Source organism: Janthinobacterium sp. P210006 (assembly GCF_036231885.1).
GTDB classification, from domain to species: domain Bacteria; phylum Pseudomonadota; class Gammaproteobacteria; order Burkholderiales; family Burkholderiaceae_D; genus Janthinobacterium; species Janthinobacterium violaceinigrum.
The window spans coordinates 745,284-764,188 of sequence record NZ_JAZARD010000004.1; the positions used below are offsets into that span (position 1 = coordinate 745,284).

Annotated in this window: 15 protein-coding genes; 7 read left to right on the plus strand and 8 right to left on the minus strand. The window is 65.1% G+C overall.

Annotated elements, in window-relative coordinates; translation table 11 throughout:
* Nucleotides 1-16: 16 nt before the first annotated feature.
* From VPH41_RS23115 to VPH41_RS23140, 6 genes are all read right to left on the minus strand, one after another.
* Nucleotides 17-778 carry a sulfite exporter TauE/SafE family protein gene (locus VPH41_RS23115; protein ID WP_328571625.1) on the minus strand — a complete coding sequence of 254 codons (762 nt, stop codon included), beginning with the start codon at nt 776-778 and terminating at the stop codon, nt 17-19.
* A 9-nt stretch (nt 779-787) separates the two neighbouring features.
* Entirely contained in the window at nt 788-2,236 is a 1,449-nt protein-coding gene (gene hemN, locus VPH41_RS23120; protein WP_328571626.1) for an oxygen-independent coproporphyrinogen III oxidase, read from the minus strand.
* 24 nt (nt 2,237-2,260) lie between these two features.
* Nucleotides 2,261-3,922 (minus strand): methyl-accepting chemotaxis protein, encoded by a 1,662-nt coding sequence (locus VPH41_RS23125; RefSeq protein ID WP_152284396.1) that lies wholly within the window; start codon nt 3,920-3,922, stop codon nt 2,261-2,263.
* A gap of 195 nt (nt 3,923-4,117) precedes the next feature.
* Nucleotides 4,118-6,226, minus strand: coding sequence for an EAL domain-containing protein (locus VPH41_RS23130; protein ID WP_328571627.1), 2,109 nt, complete (start codon nt 6,224-6,226; stop codon nt 4,118-4,120).
* A gap of 45 nt (nt 6,227-6,271) precedes the next feature.
* A complete protein-coding gene (yiaA, locus tag VPH41_RS23135) occupies nt 6,272-6,703 on the minus strand; it encodes an inner membrane protein YiaA (RefSeq protein ID WP_328571628.1) in 432 nt (143 codons plus the stop codon).
* Between the two features lie 84 nt (nt 6,704-6,787).
* Nucleotides 6,788-7,735, minus strand: coding sequence for a DUF808 domain-containing protein (locus VPH41_RS23140; RefSeq protein WP_328571629.1), 948 nt, complete (start codon nt 7,733-7,735; stop codon nt 6,788-6,790).
* 191 nt (nt 7,736-7,926) lie between these two features.
* Here VPH41_RS23140 and VPH41_RS23145 point away from each other — a divergent pair, with 191 nt between their 5' ends.
* From VPH41_RS23145 to VPH41_RS23155, 3 genes are all read left to right on the plus strand, one after another.
* Nucleotides 7,927-8,568, plus strand: coding sequence for a LysE family transporter (locus tag VPH41_RS23145; RefSeq protein ID WP_152284399.1), 642 nt, complete (start codon nt 7,927-7,929; stop codon nt 8,566-8,568).
* A gap of 104 nt (nt 8,569-8,672) precedes the next feature.
* Nucleotides 8,673-10,526 carry a DUF6600 domain-containing protein gene (locus VPH41_RS23150; protein ID WP_328571630.1) on the plus strand — a complete coding sequence of 618 codons (1,854 nt, stop codon included), beginning with the start codon at nt 8,673-8,675 and terminating at the stop codon, nt 10,524-10,526.
* A 321-nt stretch (nt 10,527-10,847) separates the two neighbouring features.
* Nucleotides 10,848-11,144 carry a DUF493 family protein gene (locus VPH41_RS23155; protein ID WP_152258927.1) on the plus strand — a complete coding sequence of 99 codons (297 nt, stop codon included), beginning with the start codon at nt 10,848-10,850 and terminating at the stop codon, nt 11,142-11,144.
* Here the strand turns inward: VPH41_RS23155 and VPH41_RS23160 are convergent.
* Complete coding sequence (locus tag VPH41_RS23160) at nt 11,137-12,336, minus strand: multidrug effflux MFS transporter (protein WP_328571631.1); 1,200 nt, start codon at nt 12,334-12,336, stop codon at nt 11,137-11,139. The genes VPH41_RS23155 and VPH41_RS23160 overlap by 8 nt on opposite strands.
* 128 nt (nt 12,337-12,464) lie before the next feature.
* Between VPH41_RS23160 and pdxR the strand changes: the two genes are divergently transcribed.
* The 4 genes from pdxR (at nt 12,465) to VPH41_RS23180 (ending at nt 16,580) form a co-directional block, all read left to right on the plus strand.
* Entirely contained in the window at nt 12,465-13,934 is a 1,470-nt protein-coding gene (pdxR, locus tag VPH41_RS23165; protein WP_328571632.1) for a MocR-like pyridoxine biosynthesis transcription factor PdxR, read from the plus strand.
* A gap of 75 nt (nt 13,935-14,009) precedes the next feature.
* A complete protein-coding gene (gene lipB, locus VPH41_RS23170) occupies nt 14,010-14,714 on the plus strand; it encodes a lipoyl(octanoyl) transferase LipB (protein WP_328571633.1) in 705 nt (234 codons plus the stop codon).
* Nucleotides 14,715-14,753: 39 nt separating this feature from the next.
* Entirely contained in the window at nt 14,754-15,761 is a 1,008-nt protein-coding gene (gene lipA, locus VPH41_RS23175; RefSeq protein ID WP_152258931.1) for a lipoyl synthase, read from the plus strand.
* 144 nt (nt 15,762-15,905) lie between these two features.
* A complete protein-coding gene (locus VPH41_RS23180) occupies nt 15,906-16,580 on the plus strand; it encodes a uracil-DNA glycosylase (protein ID WP_328571634.1) in 675 nt (224 codons plus the stop codon).
* Between the two features lie 57 nt (nt 16,581-16,637).
* Here the strand turns inward: VPH41_RS23180 and VPH41_RS23185 are convergent, their stop codons facing one another.
* On the minus strand, nt 16,638-18,809 hold the full coding sequence (locus tag VPH41_RS23185; RefSeq protein WP_328571635.1) for a TonB-dependent receptor: 2,172 nt from the start codon (nt 18,807-18,809) through the stop codon (nt 16,638-16,640).
* Nucleotides 18,810-18,905: the final 96 nt, after the last annotated feature.

Here is an 18,905-nt window from a genome sequence, read left to right on the forward strand (position 1 = left end):
GTTTTCATGCGTCTTTTCATGGATGGCCCGTGACGCACAGGGCGTCGAGCCAGCCCAGCGACACGCCATTGGCGGCGCGCAGCAGGCCCAGCAAGCCGAAGCCCAGCACCAGCAAGCCGCTGGCGATGCGCACGGGACGGCGCTGCATCTGCGCGCGCAAGCGCGTGCCCAGCAAGCCCATGCCGAGCAGGGTGGGCAGGGTGCCCAGGCCGAAGGCGGCCATGGCGGCCGCGCCCTGCAGGGCCGAACCTTGCATCATGGCCGTCAGCAGGGCGCTGTAGACCATGCCGCACGGTACCCAGCCCCACAGGCCGCCCACGGCCAGCGCTTTCAGCGATGTATCCATCGGCATCAGCGGTTTCAACAGGGGGCGCACGCGGCGCCAGACGACGTTGCCGGCCGCTTCCAGGCGGGCCAGGCCGCGCCAGACATCCATCAGGTACAGGCCCAAAGCCACCAGCATCAGGTTGGCCAGCCAGTAGCCGGCCACTTGCAGCGACGCCAGGTGCAGCATGCCCGCGCCCGCCAGGCTGCCGGCCAGGGCGCCGGCAAGCATGTAGCTGGCGATGCGCCCGCCGTTGTAGGCCAGCACGCGCAGCACGTTCGCAGGCAAGGTGGTCTGCAGCGCCGGGCGCGCCACGGCGATGGCGATCACGGGGTGCGCGGGCGTGCCGCCGCCCAGCGACAGGGCGCCCACGATGCCGCCGCACATGCCGATGCAGTGCACGCTGCCGGCCAGGCCGACCAAGAACATGGGCACGAGGCTCAGGGCATTCATCGCGCGGCGCTACACCGTTTTCGAGTAGCGCAGCGGCTGCACCGCATCGGGCGCCGCAGTGGCGCGCGCCAGGGTCAGGTAGCGGTCGAAGACCATGCAGATATTGCGGATCAGCAAGCGCCCTTTCGGCGTCACCGTCAGCCAGTCTTCCTCGATGACGAGCAAGCCGTCGCGCGCCAGTTCGCGCAGCTTTTCCAGTTCGGCGGCGAAATAGCTGCGGAATTTGACGGGGTGCGCCTGTTCGATGGTGGCGATCGACAATTCGAAATTGCACATCAGCATCTGGATGATGATACGGCGCAACAGATCGTCCGTATCGAGCTTGATGCCGCGCGCGATCGGCAGCACGCCTTCGTCGAGCTTTTCGTAGTACGCGTCCAGCGTCTTTTCATTCTGGCTGTAGACGGCGCCCACGGAACTGATGGCCGACACGCCGCAGGCGATCAGGTCCGCTTCCGCGCGCGTGGAATAGCCCTGGAAGTTGCGGTGCAAACGGCCCTGGCGCTGCGCCACGGCCAGGTCGTCCGTGGGCTTGGCGAAATGGTCCATGCCGATGTACACATAGCCGGCGGCCGTCAGGCGCGCGATGCACAGGCCCAGCATGGCCAGCTTGGTGGCGCTGTCGGGCATGTCCGCGTCGAGGATGCGGCGCTGCGGCTTGAACAGGTGCGGCATGTGCGCGTAGTGGTACAGGGCGATGCGGTCGGGGCTGGCGGAAATCACCTTGCGCAGGGTTTCCGTCATGGTCTCCAGGCTTTGCTTGGGCAAGCCGTAGATCAGGTCGATGCTGATCGAGCGGAAGCCCGCGTCGCGCGCCGCCTGCATGATGGCCACCGTTTCCGCCTCGGGCTGGATGCGGTTGACGGCCTTCTGCACGTCGGCGTCGAAATCCTGCACGCCCAGGCTGATGCGGTTGAAACCTTGCGCGCGCAGCGAAAACACGCGTTCGCGCGACACGGTGCGGGGATCGATCTCGATCGAATATTCGCCGTCTTCATCGGAGGCGAAGTCGAAATGCTGGCGCAGGTGCGCCATCAGTTCGTCCATCTGCTTTTCGCTCAGGTAGGTGGGCGTGCCGCCGCCGAAATGCAGTTGTTCGATCTGGTTCATGCCGGCAAACAGCTTGCCCTGCATGGCGATTTCCTGCTTCAAATAGCTGAGGTAGGTGGCGGCCTTGCTGCGGTCTTTCGTGATGATCTTGTTGCAGGCGCAGTAGTAGCACAAGGTGTCGCAGAACGGCACGTGCACGTACAGCGACAGGGGACGGCGGCCGCCGCGCATGCGCAGGGCGGCCAGCGCTTCGAGGAAGTTACCGTAGCCAAATTCCCCATTGAAGCGGTCGGCGGTCGGATACGACGTGTAGCGGGGGCCGGACTGGCTCATTTTGCCGATGATGACCGGGTCGAATTCGACGACGGCGTCCAGGTCGGCGGAAGCACTGCTGAGTAGTGTAGGCATGGTGTGTGTAAAGTCTTGAAAGGTTTAGGCGGCCAGGCGCTTCAGGCCGGCGGGTTTGCCCGCGTTCGCGGCGCCGCCCTTGCCGCCAGGCATGGCGACACGGCGCGGTGGCGGCATCTTGCCGAAATTGAACAGGCTCACGGCTTGCGACAGGCTGGCGGCTTCTTCCGCCAGGCGCGTGGCGGCCGCGGCGGCTTCTTCCACCAGGGCCGCGTTCTGCTGCGTTACCTGGTCCATGTGGGCGATGGCCTGGTTGACCTGGTCGACGCCGATGCTCTGTTCGCGCGAAGCGATGGAAATTTCCTGCATGATGGCCGTCACCTGCTTGACGGAGCTGACCACCTGTTCCATGGTGGCGCCGGCGCGGTTCACCTGCAGCATGCCGGCGCCCACCTTGCCGACGGAAATTTCAATCAGTTGCTTGATATCCTTGGCTGCCACGGACGAGCGCTGCGCCAGGTTGCGTACTTCGCCCGCCACCACGGCAAAACCGCGGCCCTGTTCGCCGGCGCGGGCCGCTTCCACGGCCGCGTTCAGGGCCAGGATGTTGGTCTGGAAGGCGATGCCTTCGATCAAGCCGATGATGTCGACGATCTTCTTCGACGAGGTGTTGATCTCGTCCATGGTGGTGATCACTTCGGAAACGATCTCGCCGCCCTGCACGGCCACCTTCGAGGCGGCCACGGCCAGTTCATTTGCCTGCACGGAGTTGTCCGCGTTCTGTTTGACGGTCGACGAGAATTCCTCGATGCTCGAGGCCGTCTCTTCCAGGCTGGCCGCCTGCGATTCCGTGCGGCCGGACAAGTCCATATTGCCGACGGCGATCTGCTTGGTGGCCACGGCCATGGTTTCCACGTTGATGCGCACGTCGCGGATGGTGGCGATCAGGTTGCTGTTCATCTGTTGCAGCGCGCGCAGCAATTGCCCCACTTCATCCGTGCTTTCCGTTTCAAAACTGCCCGACAGGTCGCCGGCGGCAATCGCCCGCGCGCCGTTCAGGGCCTTGCCCAGCGGCTTGAGCACGGACATGCGCAAGGTGTACCAGAGGAAGACGTTGATCAGGAAACCGAACAGGGTGGCGCCGAAGATGGCGTAATTGGTGATCTGGCCGCCGCTGGCGAACAGGCTGATGACGCACACCAGCAGCTGCAGGCAGTTGACGATGGAGGTGGCGGCCCAGATGCGCAGGTTGAGCGACATGTGCGTCAGGTTGTGCAGCAGGTGCGCCAGGCCCGGGCGCACGATCTGCCCGTTCTTGATGACGATATTGCCGCCTTCCTTGTTGCGGATGGCCGCATACGCTTCCTCGGCCGCTTTCACCTGGTCCTTGTCGGCCTTGACGCGCACGGACATGTAGCCGATGGTCTTGCCCGCTTCGCGGATGGGCGTGACGTTGGCGCGCACCCAGTAGAAGTCGCCGTTCTTGCAGCGGTTCTTGACCAGGCCCGTCCATGGCGTGCCCGCCTGGATCGAGGCCCACAGGTCGGCAAACGCTTCGGCCGGCATGTCCGGGTGGCGCACGATGTTCTGGGGCGAACCGAGCAGCTCGGCCTCGCTGAAGCCGCTGACCTGGCTGAAGTACGGATTCACATACACGATATTGCCGTTCATATCCGTTTTCGACACGATGGCCTGATCGTCCAAGACGAGGACTTCACGGTTAGTCACTGGCAAATTTTGGCGCATGGTCGCGGCTTCCTGATCGGTTAAATAAGTAATTGGTGAGTAAGACTTGCACGATTGCAAGAATGGAGATCAGTGTAAGGAGTCGCCTACGCAAATTTATTGATGTAGATCAAAATCCTCCAGATTGGTCGTGCTTAGACGCATTTAGCGATAGCAATGCAGCATTGTTTTAAAGGTATTGGTTGCCGGCGATGCCTAATCGATGCCCGCCGTCAGCGGCCGCAAGCTGCCCACGGCGTAGCCTTGCGCGTAGTCGATGCCCAGCTCGCGGACGATGGCCAGGGTTTCCGCGTTTTCCACGTATTCGGCCACCGTTTGCAGGCCCATCACGTGGCCCACTTCATTGATGGCCTTGACCATGGCGCGGTTGATGGCGTTGCTGGCGATGTCGCGCACGAAGACGCCGTCGATTTTCAGGTAGTCGACGGGCAGCGCTTTCAGGTAGCCGAACGAGGAAAAGCCGCTGCCGAAGTCGTCGAGCGAAAAGCGGCAGCCCAGGGCCTTGAGCTGGCGCACGAACACTTGCGCCTTGGGCAGGTTGGCGATGACGGCCGTTTCCGTGATTTCAAAGCAGATTTGCTCAGGCGCAATCGCGTATTGCACGAACTGCTCGGTGATGTAGTCTTGCAAGCCCGTGTCGGCCAGCGACATGCCCGACAGGTTGACGGAATACAGGGCCGGTGCGCGGCGCCGGCTTTCCGCCAGCGCGGCCAGCGGTGGCAGGCTGTCGCGCACGCTCTGGATATGGTGGCAGACGGCGCGGATGACCCAGCGGTCGATGGACAGCATCATGTCGTAGCGTTCGGCGGCCGGGATGAAGGCGCCGGGCAGTATCAGGTCGCCCTGGCTGTTGCGGATGCGGATCAGCACTTCGTCGTGGTGTTCCGGGCTGTCGTGCAGGTGCACGATGGGCATGGCGTACAGGCGGAAATAATCGTGCGTGAACGCTTCGTTCAGGCGCGAAATCCATAGCATTTCGCCATGCCGCTGCGCCAGCATGACGTCGGACTCCTGGTACACGTGCAGGCGGTTGCGGCCCTGCTCCTTGGCCAGGTAGCACGCCTGGTCGGCGGCGCTCAGCAGCTCGCTCATGGACTTGCTGTCCTGGTTGATTTCCACGATGCCGATGCTCACGCCCAGTTCGAAGCTGCGTTCGTCCCAGGCGAACTGGAATTCGCGCACGGACTGGCGCAGCTGTTCGCCGATCAGGCGCGCATGCTCGATGGGACAGTGGGGCAGCAGCACGCCCAGTTCGTCGCCGCCGAGGCGCGCCAGGATGTCGCTGTCGCGCATCTGCCCCTGCAGCATCTTGGCCAGCAGCTGCAGCAGCACGTCGCCGGCGCCGTGGCCGCAGGTGTCGTTGATGACCTTGAACTGGTCCAGGTCCAGGTACAGCAGCGCATGCGCGTGGCCGTCCTGCTTGGCCGTGCGCAGCGCGTTGGCCACCAGGTGCTCGAATTCGCGCCGGTTGATCAGGCCTGTCAGGGTGTCGTGCGTGGCTTGCCACGACAGTTGCTGGCTCAGCTTGCGTTCGTGGCTGACGTCGCGGAAGACGACGACGGCGCCGAGGATATCGCCGTCGCGCGACCAGATGGGCGCGGCGGACTCCTCGACGGCGATGCGCCGGCCTTCGCGCGTGATCAGCTGCGAGCGGGGCGAAATGCCGATGGCCTGGCGCTGTTGCAGGCAGCGCATGGCCACGTGCTCGCGTGCTTCGCCCGTGCATTCATCGGCCAGCGGCAGGGTCAGTCCGATGTCCAGGCCCTGCGCCATGTCGTTGGTCCAGCCCGTCAATTGCTCGGCCACGCGGTTCAGGTAGCGCGTCTTGCCCTGCGGATCGGTGGTGATGACGCCGTCACCGATGGAACTGAGCGTCACTTCGGCCAGCTCCTTGCGCTCGGCGATCATGAGCTCGCGCGCCATGTGCTCGGTGATATCCCAGATGATGCCCAAGGTGCGTTCGGGATGGCCGCCGCCGTCCATGAAGACCTGCGCCTTGGCCGCCAGCCAGTGTTCGCTGCCGTCGGGCCAGACGACGCGGTATTGCAGCGCGTAGCCGGCGCGCCGGCGCACGCCGTCCTGCAGCACATCGACGACCTTGTCGCGGTCGCTGGCGTGCACGCAGTCGAGAAAGCTGCGGAACGGCTGCGTCAGCGCGCGCTCTTCCAGGCCCAGCAAGGTGGCGCCCTTGGCCGACCAGCTGACCGTGCCGTCGATGACCTGGCCTGCGACGATGCGCGAATCCCAGATCGCCATGTGCGCCGCTTCCAGGGCCATCTGTAAACGTTTCTGCTGGTCGCCCATCATCCTCTCCCGACTTGGATACTGGGATAGATGCGCTGCCGGTGTTTAAGTTCCCGGCAGCTCGGCGGGTGCGGCGGCCGAGGCGCGCGCTACGTCGCGCACATTCTTTTGCACGGCCACGGCCGCAAACAGGCTGAGCAGGAATGCCATGGCATAGAAGCCCTTTTCGCTGTTTTGCAGGGTGGCATGCCACAGGCCGACGGTCAGCAACAGCAAGGCCAGCAGCACGGAAATCCAGCACAGGCCGAAATAGATGCCCGTCACGGCAATGCCCTCGCTGCGGTCGCGCACGGATTTCTGCAGCGAGATGGCGGCGAACAGGCCGTACATGAGGATGGTGAAGTAATAGCCCTTTTCGTTGAGGGCCATGCCGGCATTCCACAGGCCGGACAGGTAAGTGACGATGCCGATCAGCAAGGCCGCCCAGGACGCGCCGATAAAGGCGCTGCTGGGGCGTGGGGCGGGGGAAGTCTGCATAAGGTCTCCATGGGCAGCGGGCGCCGCCGGCATGGCCGGGGCGGCAGGCACGGATGCGCCTGCCGCCCCATCAGACCAGAAAGTTCATTTGCGCGATTTGACCATGCGCAACAAAGCCGACACGGCCGTAACGCCGGCCAGCACCAGGCCGCCGGCGATGACGCCGGCCACCGCATTGATCAGGCTGGGCGTGACGGCGGCCAGCACGGGGCCGATGCCGGCCACGCTGCCGACCGTTTCCTCGACGTGGTGCAGCATGCCGCTGGCCCAGGGCCAGCCGTGCGTCAAAATGCCGCCGCCCACCATGAACATGGCCAGGGTGCCCACCACGGACAGGAATTTCATCAGCTTTGGCGCCGCCGACACCAGCATGCGGCCAAACGCCCGCACGCCCTGCATCAGCGCGCCCGCGCCCTTGCGCGCGGACAGATAAAACCCGGCGTCATCGAGCTTGACGATACTGGCCACCAGGCCATACACGCCCACCGTCATGATGATGGCGATGCCGACCACCACCGCGACCTGCTCGGCAAAGGTGGCCGCAGCCACCGTGCCCAGGGCGATGACGATGATTTCTGCCGACAAGATGAAATCGGTGCGGATGGCGCCCTTGATCTTGTCCTTTTCCAGCGCCACCAGGTCCACCTGCGGGTCGCGCAGCGCCTGTGCCAGCTCGGCCTTGTGGCTGTCGTCCGGGTGCAGATATTTGTGCGCGATCTTTTCAAAGCCCTCGAAGCACAGGTAGGCGCCGCCCACCATCAGCAGCGGTGTGATGGCCCACGGGGCGAATGCGCTGATGGCCAGCGCGGCGGGCACGAGGATGGCCTTGTTCTTCAGCGAGCCGACGGCGACGGCCCAGACGACGGGCAGTTCGCGCTCGGCGCGCACGCCGGCCACCTGCTGCGCGTTCAGGGCCAGGTCGTCACCGAGCACGCCGGCCGTCTTCTTGGCCGCCACCTTGGTCATCAGGGAAACGTCGTCGAGGATGCTGGCGATGTCGTCGAGCAGGGCCAGCAGGCTGGAGCCGGCCATCTCAGCGTACTCCCGCAGTGGTGGCAGGGAAGCGTGGGGCGAGGAAAGTGTTGTTTTTCATGATGTTATTCTTGGTTGTACGGCAAGGGACGATGTGGCTAAGGCTTGACCCCGATCTTACCTCAGGCAGGGCCGGCAGGGCCGCACGGGGCGGGTTAAAATTGCCTCTCGTCACCATTTTTGGACACCGCATGCACTTTGCCACCTGGATCACCTTTGTCATCGCCGCTTCCATCATCGCCGTCTCGCCCGGCTCGGGCGCCGTGCTGTCGATGTCGCATGGCCTGTCGTACGGGGTGAAAAAGGCCAGCGCCACCATCCTCGGCCTGCAGCTGGGACTGCTGGTGGTGCTGGGCATCGCCGGTGCCGGCGTGGGTTCCCTGCTGCTCGCGTCCGAAGTGGCCTTCAATATCGTCAAGACGGTGGGCGCGCTGTACCTGATCTACCTGGGCCTGTCGCAGTGGCGCGCCAGGGTGGCCGTGACGGGCGACCTGCATGCGGCCGCCGTGCTGCCGACGGGCCGCCGGCGCGTGCTGACGGGTTTTCTCACCAACGTGACGAATCCGAAAGGCATTATTTTCATGGTGGCGGTATTGCCGCAATTCATCAGCCCTGCGTCGCCCCTGCTGCCGCAGCTGCTGATCCTGGCCGTCACCATGTGCACGATCGACCTGATCGTCATGCACAGCTACGCCTTCCTCGCATCCTCGATGCAGCGTTTCTTCCGCGACGCCAGCGCCGTGAAAAAGCAGAACCGCTTCTTTGGCGGCTTGCTGATGGCCGTTGGCGCGGCCCTGTTCTTTGTCAAGCGGGGTGGCCAGGCGGCATCCTGAGCCAGGTCAACATGCAAACATTTGTAAGCCCGCTTGCGATGCCCGCCCGATGCGGATGTAATCGATAGCATGTCATCCTTGTAAGTCCTGCCTGGAGCGCTGCCATGCGTCCTATCCTGTCTTTCCCCCTGCTGAACGCCGTGTGCGCCGTGCTGCTGTCGTCGGCGTGCACCCTGGCCCTGGCGCAGGACCCGCCTGCCCGCGTGGGGCGCATTTCCACCGTCGAAGGGCAGGTGCTGGTGCGCGCGGGCGATGGCGAGGCGCAAAACGCCTTGCTGAACTGGCCCGTCACCACGGACAACCGCCTGACCACCCTGCGCGGCGCGCTGGCGGAATTTCGCGTGGGCGCGGCCGCCGTGCGCCTCGATGGCGATTCCGAGCTGGAAGTAAACGCGCTCGATGACGACCGTTTTACCTTGCACCTCAGCTATGGCACGGCCAGCGTGCGCGTGCGCAATCCCGACGCGCTGCGCGGCTTCGAGCTGACCACGGCCCAGGCGCGCGTGATCCTCACCCAGCCGGGCTGGGTGCGCATCGAGGCGGGGCGCCAGCCCGGCACCAGCGTCGTCAGCGTGCTCGAAGGCGCGGCCGATGTCGATGGCGCGACGGGCAGCGTCACCTTGCGTGCCGGCAAGCGCGCCGAGCTGACGGACGAGGAACTGCGCACGGGCGCCCTGCAGAGAGTCGCTTTCGACAACTGGCCCGAAGCCTTGCCCTCCGCCGCGCCGGCCTTGCGCTACGTCACGGACGATACCACCGGCTATGAAGAGCTGGACCGCTACGGCGCCTGGCAGGACGATGCGGAATACGGCCCCTTGTGGCTGCCCAGCGCCGTGCCGGCCGGCTGGGTGCCGTACAGCGACGGACGCTGGACGTGGATCGCGCCGTGGGGCTGGACCTGGGTCGACAATGCGCCGTGGGGCTACGCGCCCTCGCATTACGGCCGCTGGGTGCTGCTGGGCCACCGCTGGGGCTGGGCGCCGGGCCGCGAACGCGGCCGTGTGCCGTGGGCGCCCGCGCTGGTGGGCTGGGTGGGCGGCAACCAATGGCAGCAGCATGGCCCGCGGCCAGCGCCCGGCGTCGGCTGGTTCCCCCTGTCGCCGCACGACCGCTACGTGCCCGGCTACCGCGCCAGCGCCGACTATGAACGCCGCATCAACCGCGTGGCCGAGGGGCGCCGTTCCGTGGCGGGCGAGCGCGAACGCCGCGAAGGCATGACCATGCTGCCGGGCGAGCGTTTTGGCCAGCAGCGCACGATCGACGTACCGCGCCGCAACCGCACCACCATGCCGCCGCCCGTCATGCAAAGCTTGCCCTTGAGCACGGCGCCTGCGCCGGCGGGCAACTGGCAGCGTCCCGCCGATGCCCCGCGCGGCGACAATGGTTTCCGGCGCGACTGGGTCAACCGTCCCGGCCGCTTGCAGACGGACGATGGCCAGACGCACATGGCGCCGCGCCCCATGCAGCCGAACCGGCCGCCCGTGCCGCAACAGCCGCCACAGCCGTCTCAGCCACCGATACCGCAACGGCCGCCGATACCGCAACAGCCGCCTATACCGGCCCAGCCCGTGATACCGGCGGCGCCGGTCTTGCCGCCCGTGCAAGACCCGGTGGCGCATCCCGGTTGGCGTGGCGAACAGCGGCCCCGTGCCGAGCGGCCGCAGCCGCGCTCCGCCATCGAGCGTCCTGCCGAGGCGCAGCGCCCGGACGGCAACCGCTGGGAGCGTGGCGGCCGCCGCGAAGTGCTGCAGACGGCGCCGTCGCCTGCCATGCCTGCGCCGCCGCCCGTGGCCCAGCCGCGGCCCGCGCCGCCGCCGATGCCGGCGCCGGCGGCGCGTCCGGCACAGGAAGCGCGCGGGGGCGAACGCAGCGGGCCGCCACGCGAACGGAGCAATGACCGGAACAATGAGCGCGGCCGCCCCGGCCGCAATGGCCAGATGCAGGAAGTGGAGCGCTGACGGCCATGCCGTCTGTCGCGCCGTATCGACGTTCAAGCCGCAAAATGCGCAGTTCGTCACATACGGGAGGTAAAGCCGCCGTGGTTTGTCTACAGTACGACCACTGCTTATCCTCCAAGTGACAGCATCGACTTTTCCGGCTATTTTGTCTCAACGAAATAGTTTTCCGCCAGCTTACCCAGCTGGCTTTTTTTTTCCGCCAGGCCGGCGCCATGGCAACGGGCGCATCCGCCTCCAAAGTTGGCTACAATACGCTTTTATGCAGCCGCCGCGCGCCATACGCCGCGCCGCCTGTCCTGACCGGCACTGATTGGAATTCCCATGCAAACCACCCCACCCAGCGAACACATTATTCCTCCCAGCGAATCGCTGATCGAATACCCGAGCGATTTTCCCATCAAGATCATGGGTCCCACGCATGTGGACTTCGCGCCGACCATGCTGGAACTGGTCATCAGCCACGATCCGACCTTCCACGCGGGCCGCATGGAAGAGCGTCCATCGGGCAAGGGCAATTACACGGGCCTGACCGTCACCGTGCGCGCCATCAGCCGCGAGCAGCTCGACGCCCTGTACACGGCGCTGTCGGGCCACCCGATGGTCAAGATCGTCATGTAAGACATGCCGCCGCCCTGGCGGGCTGGCGTTTCGTCAGCCGCCACACCAGGGCAAACGCCGCGCTGGCCGCCGCCGTCACCCACAGCAGCGGCTGTGCGCTGCCATCGGTGATGGCGGCGATCACGGCGCCGCAGGCGGCCGTGATGAGCATCTGGATGAAGAAGAACAGGCCCGAGGCGCTGCCCGCCTGGGCCCCATATGGCTGCAGCACGGCCAGCTGGCAGGCCGGGATGGCCATGCCCACCGACACCATCACCAGCAGCATGGGCGCCACCAGCGACGCCACGTGCTGCGGCGCCCAAGTTCCCGCCAGCAACAGGCTGGCCGCGCCCGCCACATTGATCAGCACTGCCACGCCCAGCATGTAGTCGGCGCCCAGGCGCGGCCCCAGGGCGCGAAACAGGCTCGATCCCGCCACATAGCCGCTGACCGTCAGCGCGAACACGAGCGCATACGCGTGCGGCGACAGATGCATGCCCCTCTGCAACAGCACGGACGATTCCGCGATGAATGGAAAATACGTGCAATACACACAAGCGATGGCCAGCGCATAGCGCAGGAAATACGCGTCGCCCAGCAGGCGGCGGTACAGCGCCAGGGTATTTCCCTGTGGCACGACATTGGCCGGCCTGGTTTCCGGCACCCAGGCGGCGATCAGCCACAGCGACAGCGCGCCCAGCAGGCACAGCACGCCAAACACGGCGCGCCAGCCGAAGGCCGCGTCGAGCACGCTGCCGGCCAGCGGCGCCACGATGGGCGACAGGCCCATCGCCATCGATATTTTCCCCAGCATGCGCGCCTGCGTGGCGGGATCGAAGCGGTCGCGCACCATGACGCGGCCGATGATGGTGCCGCTGCAGCCGCCGAACGCCTGCAGCACGCGCGCGGCGATCAGCACGTGCACATCGGAAGTCACGGTGCAGACGATGCTGGCGAGCACAAAGATGCCCGTGCCGGCCAGCAGCACGGGACGGCGTCCGTAGCGGTCGGCCAGCGGCCCGCAAGCGAGCATCGAGGCGGCCGAGCCGGCCATGAACAGGCTCAGGGTCAGTTGTAACTGGGCATCGCTCGCATGCAGGGCGTCGGCCATGGCCGGCAGCGAAGGCAGGTAGATGTCGATGCTGATGCGCGACAGGCAGACCAGCAGCAGCACGATGCCGCCCCAGGCCCATAAAGCGAGTTGTTTCTGCATTGTTTTACACGGTCCATGCAAGCGTGCGCCCCACTGGCGCACGGGAACGGTGAGAGTAGAATGGTTGTGGTGTAATGCGAAGTGCCAGTCATCAGAAAACTCATTGGACCACTTGGACGATCATTATCATGCCGCGAGGAAAATCACCGCACGCCCTGGACTTGCCTCGTCCCACCAGCTGGCTCGACAAGGCGGGCGTCAACAAGCAGGATGGCGCGTATGAAGCGCTGCGCTCGGCCATCTTGACGAAGATGCTGCCGGCGGGCAGCCGTCTGCCGTCCAGCCGCACCCTGGCCGAGCGGTGGGAGTTGTCGCGCGGCACTATCGAAACCGTGTTCGACCGCCTGCACGCGGAAGCCTACGTGACGCGCGTGCCCGGTTCCGGCACGCGCGTGTGCGCCGTCGTGCCGGAACGCTTCCTGATGGCCGGCTTTGGCGATGCCGCCCCGGCGGCACCGGCCTCCATGCCTGCGCCCGCGTCGGACACGGGCGTGCGCGACGGCTTGCCCTTCGTGGCGCGGCGCGCCGACGCCAGCCTGTTTCCCATGGCCGCCTGGTCCCGGTGCGCCACGCGGGCGCTGGCGGCCGCCACGCCGGAACAGCTGTGCAGCGCCGATCCGGCCGGCCTGCCCCAGCTGCGCCAGCAGATCGCCGATTTCCTCGGCAAGTACCGCGGCATCCGCTGCGACCCGCACGATATCGTCGTCACCACGGGCATCCGCCACGCGATCGACTTGCTGGCGCGCAGCATCGTGCGCGACGGCGACAAGGTCTGCCTGGAAGAACCGGGCTACCCGGCCGCGCGCGCCCTGTTCGCCCTCGCCGGCGCCGTGCCCGTGGACATAGCCGTCGACGCCGAGGGCATCGATTGCGCCGCCCTGGCCGCGCATGCGGACGCCTGCCTCGCGTATGTGACGCCGGCGCACCAGTCGCCGCTGGGCGTGACCATGTCCGTCACGCGCCGCCTGGCCTTGCTGGAATGGGCGAACGACCACGGCGCCTGGGTGGTGGAAGACGATTACGACAGCGAATTCAATTACCAGAGCGCCCCGCTGGCGGCCCTGAAGGCGCTGGACCAGTACCAGCGCGTGATTTACTGTGGCAGTTTCAACAAGACCCTGTTTGCGGGCCTGCGCGTGGGTTTCATGGTGCTGCCGCCGGGCCTGCGTCCGCAGCTGCTGCGCATGGTGCAGTTGACGGGCCGGTCCGTGGGCGTGACGGAACAGCTGGCGCTGGCCGCCTGGATGGAGGAAGGCGCTTTCGTGCGCCATTTGCGCCAGGCGCGGCTGGCCTACAAGGAGCGGCGCGACCTGCTGCTCGCCTGCCTCGAGCAGACGGCGCCGGGCCGCTACACGGTCACGGGCCAGCAGGCGGGCTTTCATTGCGTGCTGTGGCTGCCGCCGGACAGCGACGAGCGGGCGTTTTGCACGCGCGCCGCGCAAGAGGGGCTGGCGCTGCAGCCGCTCGGTGATTTTTGCCACGGCGCCAGGCTGGCGCCGGCCGTGCTGCTGGGCTACACGGCCCTCAGCGCCGCGCAGATACGCCATGCTGCCCAAAAATTGGGCAGACTGCTGCTGCCGGCGCCCACGGCTGAATGAAACGGCCGCCTGGCTTATAATCACGGCTTCGCCGCAGCGTCCGCAGGGCGCCGGCAGCTGACCACAGACTTTGTCATGACCACCACCCGAACCGAAACGGCACTGATCCGCGAGCTGGGCCGCGTCGATTACGAGCCGACCTTTGCCGCCATGCGTGCGTTTACGGACGCGCGCACGACGGACACGCGCGACGAACTGTGGATCGTCGAGCATCCGCCCGTGTTCACCCTGGGCCTGGCGGCCGACCGCGGCCATCTGCTGGCCGGCGCCGAGAATGTGCCCGTGGTGCAGACGGACCGGGGCGGCGAAGTGACGTTCCACGGCCCCGGCCAGGTGGTGATTTACCTGCTGATGGACTTGCGCCGCAACAAGCCGGGCGGCAAGCTGTATGCGCGCCAGTTCGTGCATAAAATCGAGCAAGCCATCATCAACGTGCTGGCGGCGTATAATCTCGCTGGCGAGCGCATCGATGGCGCGCCCGGCATCTATATTGCCGGCGGGCCAGACAAGGGTGCAAAGATCGCCGCGCTGGGATTGAAAGTGCGCGGCAACGGCTGCACTTACCATGGCGTATCGCTCAATGTGGCGATGGACCTGGCGCCGTTTTCCTGGATTAACCCCTGCGGCTATTCCGGCCTGAAGACGGTGGACATGCGCAGCATGGGCGTCGTGGCGCCGCTGGCCGAGGTGCAGCGGGCCCTGGCCCATGAATTGACCGTATTACTCGATGTAAGCGAAGCAAACAGCGCCGCAGGCGCGCCTCAGACAGCGGATGTCTGAGCAAACAAACCAAACTTTGCCCCTCAAGGGCTTGCAGCCATGACTTCTGAGACCATTTCCAGCACCGCCCCCGCCGCTCCCGCCTACAACCCGAGCGAAAAGCAAAAAGGCGCCAGCAAGACTTCGCGCATCCCGATCAAGATCATTCCGATCGAGCAAGTCGAGCGCCTGAAAAAGCCGGACTGGATCCGCGTCAAGGCCGCTTCGGCATCGACCCGTTTCTATGAAATCAAGGACATCCTGCGCGAAAACAAACTCGTCACCGTGTGCGAGGAAGCCAGCTGCCCGAATATCGGCGAATGCTTCGGCAAGGGCACGGCCACCTTCATGATCATGGGCGACAAATGCACGCGCCGCTGCCCGTTCTGCGACGTGGGCCATGGCCGCCCGGACCCGCTGGACAAGGATGAGCCGTCGAATCTGTCGAAAACCATCGCCAAGCTGCGTTTGAACTACGTCGTCATCACCTCCGTCGACCGCGATGACTTGCGCGACGGCGGCGCCGGCCATTTCGTCGAGTGCATCCAGCAAACGCGCGCGCTGTCGCCGAACACCCGCATCGAAGTGCTGGTGCCCGACTTCCGCGGCCGCCTGGAAAAAGCCCTCAACCTGTTCAAGGATGGCTTGCCTGACGTCATGAACCACAACCTGGAAACGGCGCCGCGCCTGTACAAGGAAGCGCGTCCCGGTTCCGACTACCTGCACTCGCTGAAACTGCTGAAAGACTTCAAGGCCATGTATCCGGACGTGAAGACCAAGTCCGGCATCATGGTGGGCCTGGGCGAGACGGACGAGGAAATCCTGCAAGTGATGCGCGACATGCGCGAGCACGACATCGACATGCTGACCATCGGCCAGTACCTGGCGCCGTCGAACAGCCACTTGCCCGTGCGCCGCTACGTGCACCCGGACGTCTTCAAAATGTTCGAAGAGGAAGCGTATAAAATGGGCTTCACCCACGCTGCCGTGGGCGCCATGGTGCGCAGCTCGTACCACGCGGATGAACAGGCGCACAGCGCCGGCGTGGAATCGGCGCTGAATTTCTAAGCACCCTGCGCCACATCAAGGCCGCCCGCTGCAAAGCCGGGCGGCTTTTTTTTGCCTGTTCGTATCGTATGCGCCTCATCGGCTGAGCGTCCTATACTGGCATGCTGAAAAGGCATGGTTGACGAATCGGCTATGAGGTGAGGTATGGACATACGCATCGACGCATCGTGGAAGGCGCGGCTGGAGGGGGAATTCGCCCAGCCGTACTGGGAACGCCTTGCCGCATTCGTGAAGGCGGAATATGCGGCGGGACCGTGTTGTCCTCCGGGCAAATATATCTTCCGGGCCTTCGACCTGACGCCGTTCGAGCAAGTGAAAGTCGTGATCCTGGGGCAAGACCCGTATCACACGCCCGGCGCGGCCATGGGCTTGTGCTTTTCCGTGCCGGACGGCCATCCGCCGCAGCCGAGCCTGCAGAACATCTTCAAGGAATTGTCCACGGACGTGGGCATCGAGCGCACGCGCACGGATTTGTCGGACTGGGCCGGACAAGGGGTGTTCTTGCTCAACAGCGTGCTGACCGTGCGGGCCGGGGCGGCCGGTTCGCACGCGGCCAAGGGCTGGGAGAAATTGACGGACAGCGCGATCCGCCACCTGTCCGCCGAGCGTAGCCATCTCGTCTTCATCCTGTGGGGCGGCTACGCGCAAGCCAAGCGCACCTTGATCGACCCCGGCAAGCACCTGGTGCTGGCGGCGCCCCACCCGTCCCCCTTGTCGGCTGGTAAAGGTTTCTTTGGCAGCAAGCCGTTCAGCCAGGCGAATGCCTACCTGCAGGCGCATGGCCAGGCGGCCATCGCCTGGGGTAAAGCTGATTCTTGACGGCAACCGACAGCGGCAGGCGTTGCTCCCTGCCGCTGTCCTCGCGCGTTCGGGGAACTAGAAGCTCGTCGACAATCCCGCATACAGGCTGCGGCGGGCGCCATACTGCGGCGCGCCCACGCCCACGCCGGAACCGTCGCGCAGCAGATACGATTTGTCGAACAGGTTGATCAGGGCCAAACGGCCTTCGACCTTGCCCACGGGCGTGTTTTTCCACGTGTGCGTGAGCGCCGTGTTGACGGTGAAGTAACTCGGCAAATGGCCGGAATTCGGTGCGCCGCCATCCGGCGTCATGCGCAGGCCGCTGCCGTACAGGAAGTCAGCGCTCACTTGCGAATCGCCGAAGTGATAATGGCCGCCGCCGGACAGCGTGTATTTCTGGTCATGGTCAAGGTAGACATAATTCTTGCTGATGTAGTTCAACTCATCGGCGCCAAACAGGGCCTGGCCCGAATTGATGTTGCGCCCCTGCGCCTTTTGCGTGCTGGCGTTGAGGAACAGGCCCCAGTTTTTCTCGCTGTAGATGGCCGACAATTCCAGGCCCTTGGCGTAGCCGTCCGCATAGTTGAATGGCGTGAGGATCAGCGCCTGGCCGAACTGGCCTTCGTCCAGCAGGTTGTTGATCTTTTTATAGTACACATCGGCCGTCACGGTCAGCTTCGGGGTGAGCTGGTGGCTGATGCCCACGTCGTAGTAATGCGTGCGTTCGGACTTGACGTTGTCCGACTGGCCGATTTCCGGCGCATTCGTCGTGTTCGCATACAGGTCGATGCTGCCTTGCGCCGCCAGTTCCTGCGGCGGCGGCGTGAAGTAGCGCGAATAACCGGCGTGCAGGGCCGTGCCCGGCGCCAGCTGGTACGCGAGGTTGACGCGCGGACTCCATTGCTGCTCGCTCGTGTAGGCCGACACCTTGTCGAAGCGGGCGCCATAGTTCAGGGTCAAAGGCTTGCTGATATGCCATTCATCCTGCAGGTAAAAACTGGCCAGGGTGCCCGTCTTGCCGCTGTTGTCGATGATGGAAACCGGCGTGGTGGCGCTTTGCACCCCGTCCATGGCGGGGAAGACGGCCACCGTGTTGTCGCTGGTGGTTTTCTGGCGCGTGTAGGCCAGGCCTGCGCGCACGGTGTGGTCCTGGTGCCATTTGTAGCTGGCGTCGAACTGGGCGCCGGACGCGCTGTTCGAGCGGCGCGAGTCCGAGGCCACGCCGTTGTAGATCAGGTCGCCGATGGAATCGGGCGTGAAGTGCAGCTCCGAGTACTGGTGGAAGGCGGACACCTGGTAATTGATGTCTCCCAGGCTCTTTTGCAGCGACAGCACGAGGAAGCGGTTCACTTCGCGCTGGTTTTCATTGAGCTGCGACGACGGCAGGCTGGACGTGCCCGCCTGCGCATCGCTGTGGCCATCGAGGCTGAACGCAGGCGCCTGGTTCGGGTTGTTCGGGATCTGGAAGCGGCCGTTGTAGGTGCCGAACATGGCGGCCAGGCGCGTATTGTCATCGAGGAAATACGACAGGCTGCCGAACGTTTTGTTTTGGCGCGTCTTGTCGTGCAGGGCGCTGCGCGTGTCTTGCGGGTTTTCCACGCCCAGGGAATTGCCCAGGTAGCTGCCGGACAGGTAGTAATTGAACTTGCCCACGCTGCCGAAAAATTCGGCACTCGGCTCCACATGGTCGTGGCTGCCCACGAGAATGCCGATGCGCCCGCCCGGCGTCATGCCGCCCTCCTTCGTTTCAATGTCGACGATGCCAGCCGTGCGCAGGCCGAACTGGGCCGGCAAGGCGCCCGTCATGAAATCCGTCTTGTCGATCAATCGCGTGTCGATCGACTGGCCGAAGCCGCTGATGCTTTCCGGTAACTGCACGCCATTGATGCGGTATTGCACGTTGGCATGATCGTCGCGCACGTGCAGGGCGCCCGAGCCCTTGGAATCCTGCGATACGCCTGGCAGGCGCAGCAGCACTTCATTGAATGGCGTGTTGTCGCCCTGGCCCAGCATGTCGACCATGTGGCTGTCGATGCTGTAGATGGTGGTGCCGACTTTCGGCGACAGCTCGATGCGCGCGCTTTTCAGGTGGGCGGACGTGACTTCCACTTTTTGCATCTCTTGTGGTGCAGCGTCGGCGCCGGAAGCGGCCGGGCTGGCATCCGCAGGCTCGGCGGCATGGGCGGAAAAGCTGAACAGGCTGGCAAGGGCGAGCGACAGGGCGCTCAAGCGTGGTGTGTGTTGCATGGTGAACCTCGAAAATAGTCTACGCCAGGCGGCACGGCGCGCATGAAGACGCGCGCGGCAGTGCAGCCTGAAAAAAGGATAAGAACAGCGTGGGAA

Excerpts from the sequence above, each read along its gene's own strand:
- VPH41_RS23130 (WP_328571627.1), bottom strand. The coding sequence starts at position 6,226 with ATGGGCGACCAGCAGAAACGTTTACAGATGGCCCTGGAAGCGGCGCAC.
- lipA (WP_152258931.1), top strand. The coding sequence starts at position 14,754 with ATGACTTCTGAGACCATTTCCAGCACCGCCCCCGCCGCTCCCGCCTAC.
- VPH41_RS23150 (WP_328571630.1), top strand. The coding sequence starts at position 8,673 with ATGCGTCCTATCCTGTCTTTCCCCCTGCTGAACGCCGTGTGCGCCGTG.
- VPH41_RS23180 (WP_328571634.1), top strand. The coding sequence starts at position 15,906 with ATGGACATACGCATCGACGCATCGTGGAAGGCGCGGCTGGAGGGGGAA.
- lipB (WP_328571633.1), top strand. The coding sequence starts at position 14,010 with ATGACCACCACCCGAACCGAAACGGCACTGATCCGCGAGCTGGGCCGC.
- pdxR (WP_328571632.1), top strand. The coding sequence starts at position 12,465 with ATGCCGCGAGGAAAATCACCGCACGCCCTGGACTTGCCTCGTCCCACC.
- VPH41_RS23145 (WP_152284399.1), top strand. The coding sequence starts at position 7,927 with ATGCACTTTGCCACCTGGATCACCTTTGTCATCGCCGCTTCCATCATC.
- yiaA (WP_328571628.1), bottom strand. The coding sequence starts at position 6,703 with ATGCAGACTTCCCCCGCCCCACGCCCCAGCAGCGCCTTTATCGGCGCG.
- VPH41_RS23125 (WP_152284396.1), bottom strand. The coding sequence starts at position 3,922 with ATGCGCCAAAATTTGCCAGTGACTAACCGTGAAGTCCTCGTCTTGGAC.
- VPH41_RS23115 (WP_328571625.1), bottom strand. The coding sequence starts at position 778 with ATGAATGCCCTGAGCCTCGTGCCCATGTTCTTGGTCGGCCTGGCCGGC.
- VPH41_RS23160 (WP_328571631.1), bottom strand. The coding sequence starts at position 12,336 with ATGCAGAAACAACTCGCTTTATGGGCCTGGGGCGGCATCGTGCTGCTG.
- hemN (WP_328571626.1), bottom strand. The coding sequence starts at position 2,236 with ATGCCTACACTACTCAGCAGTGCTTCCGCCGACCTGGACGCCGTCGTC.
- VPH41_RS23140 (WP_328571629.1), bottom strand. The coding sequence starts at position 7,735 with ATGGCCGGCTCCAGCCTGCTGGCCCTGCTCGACGACATCGCCAGCATC.
- VPH41_RS23155 (WP_152258927.1), top strand. The coding sequence starts at position 10,848 with ATGCAAACCACCCCACCCAGCGAACACATTATTCCTCCCAGCGAATCG.
- VPH41_RS23185 (WP_328571635.1), bottom strand. The coding sequence starts at position 18,809 with ATGCAACACACACCACGCTTGAGCGCCCTGTCGCTCGCCCTTGCCAGC.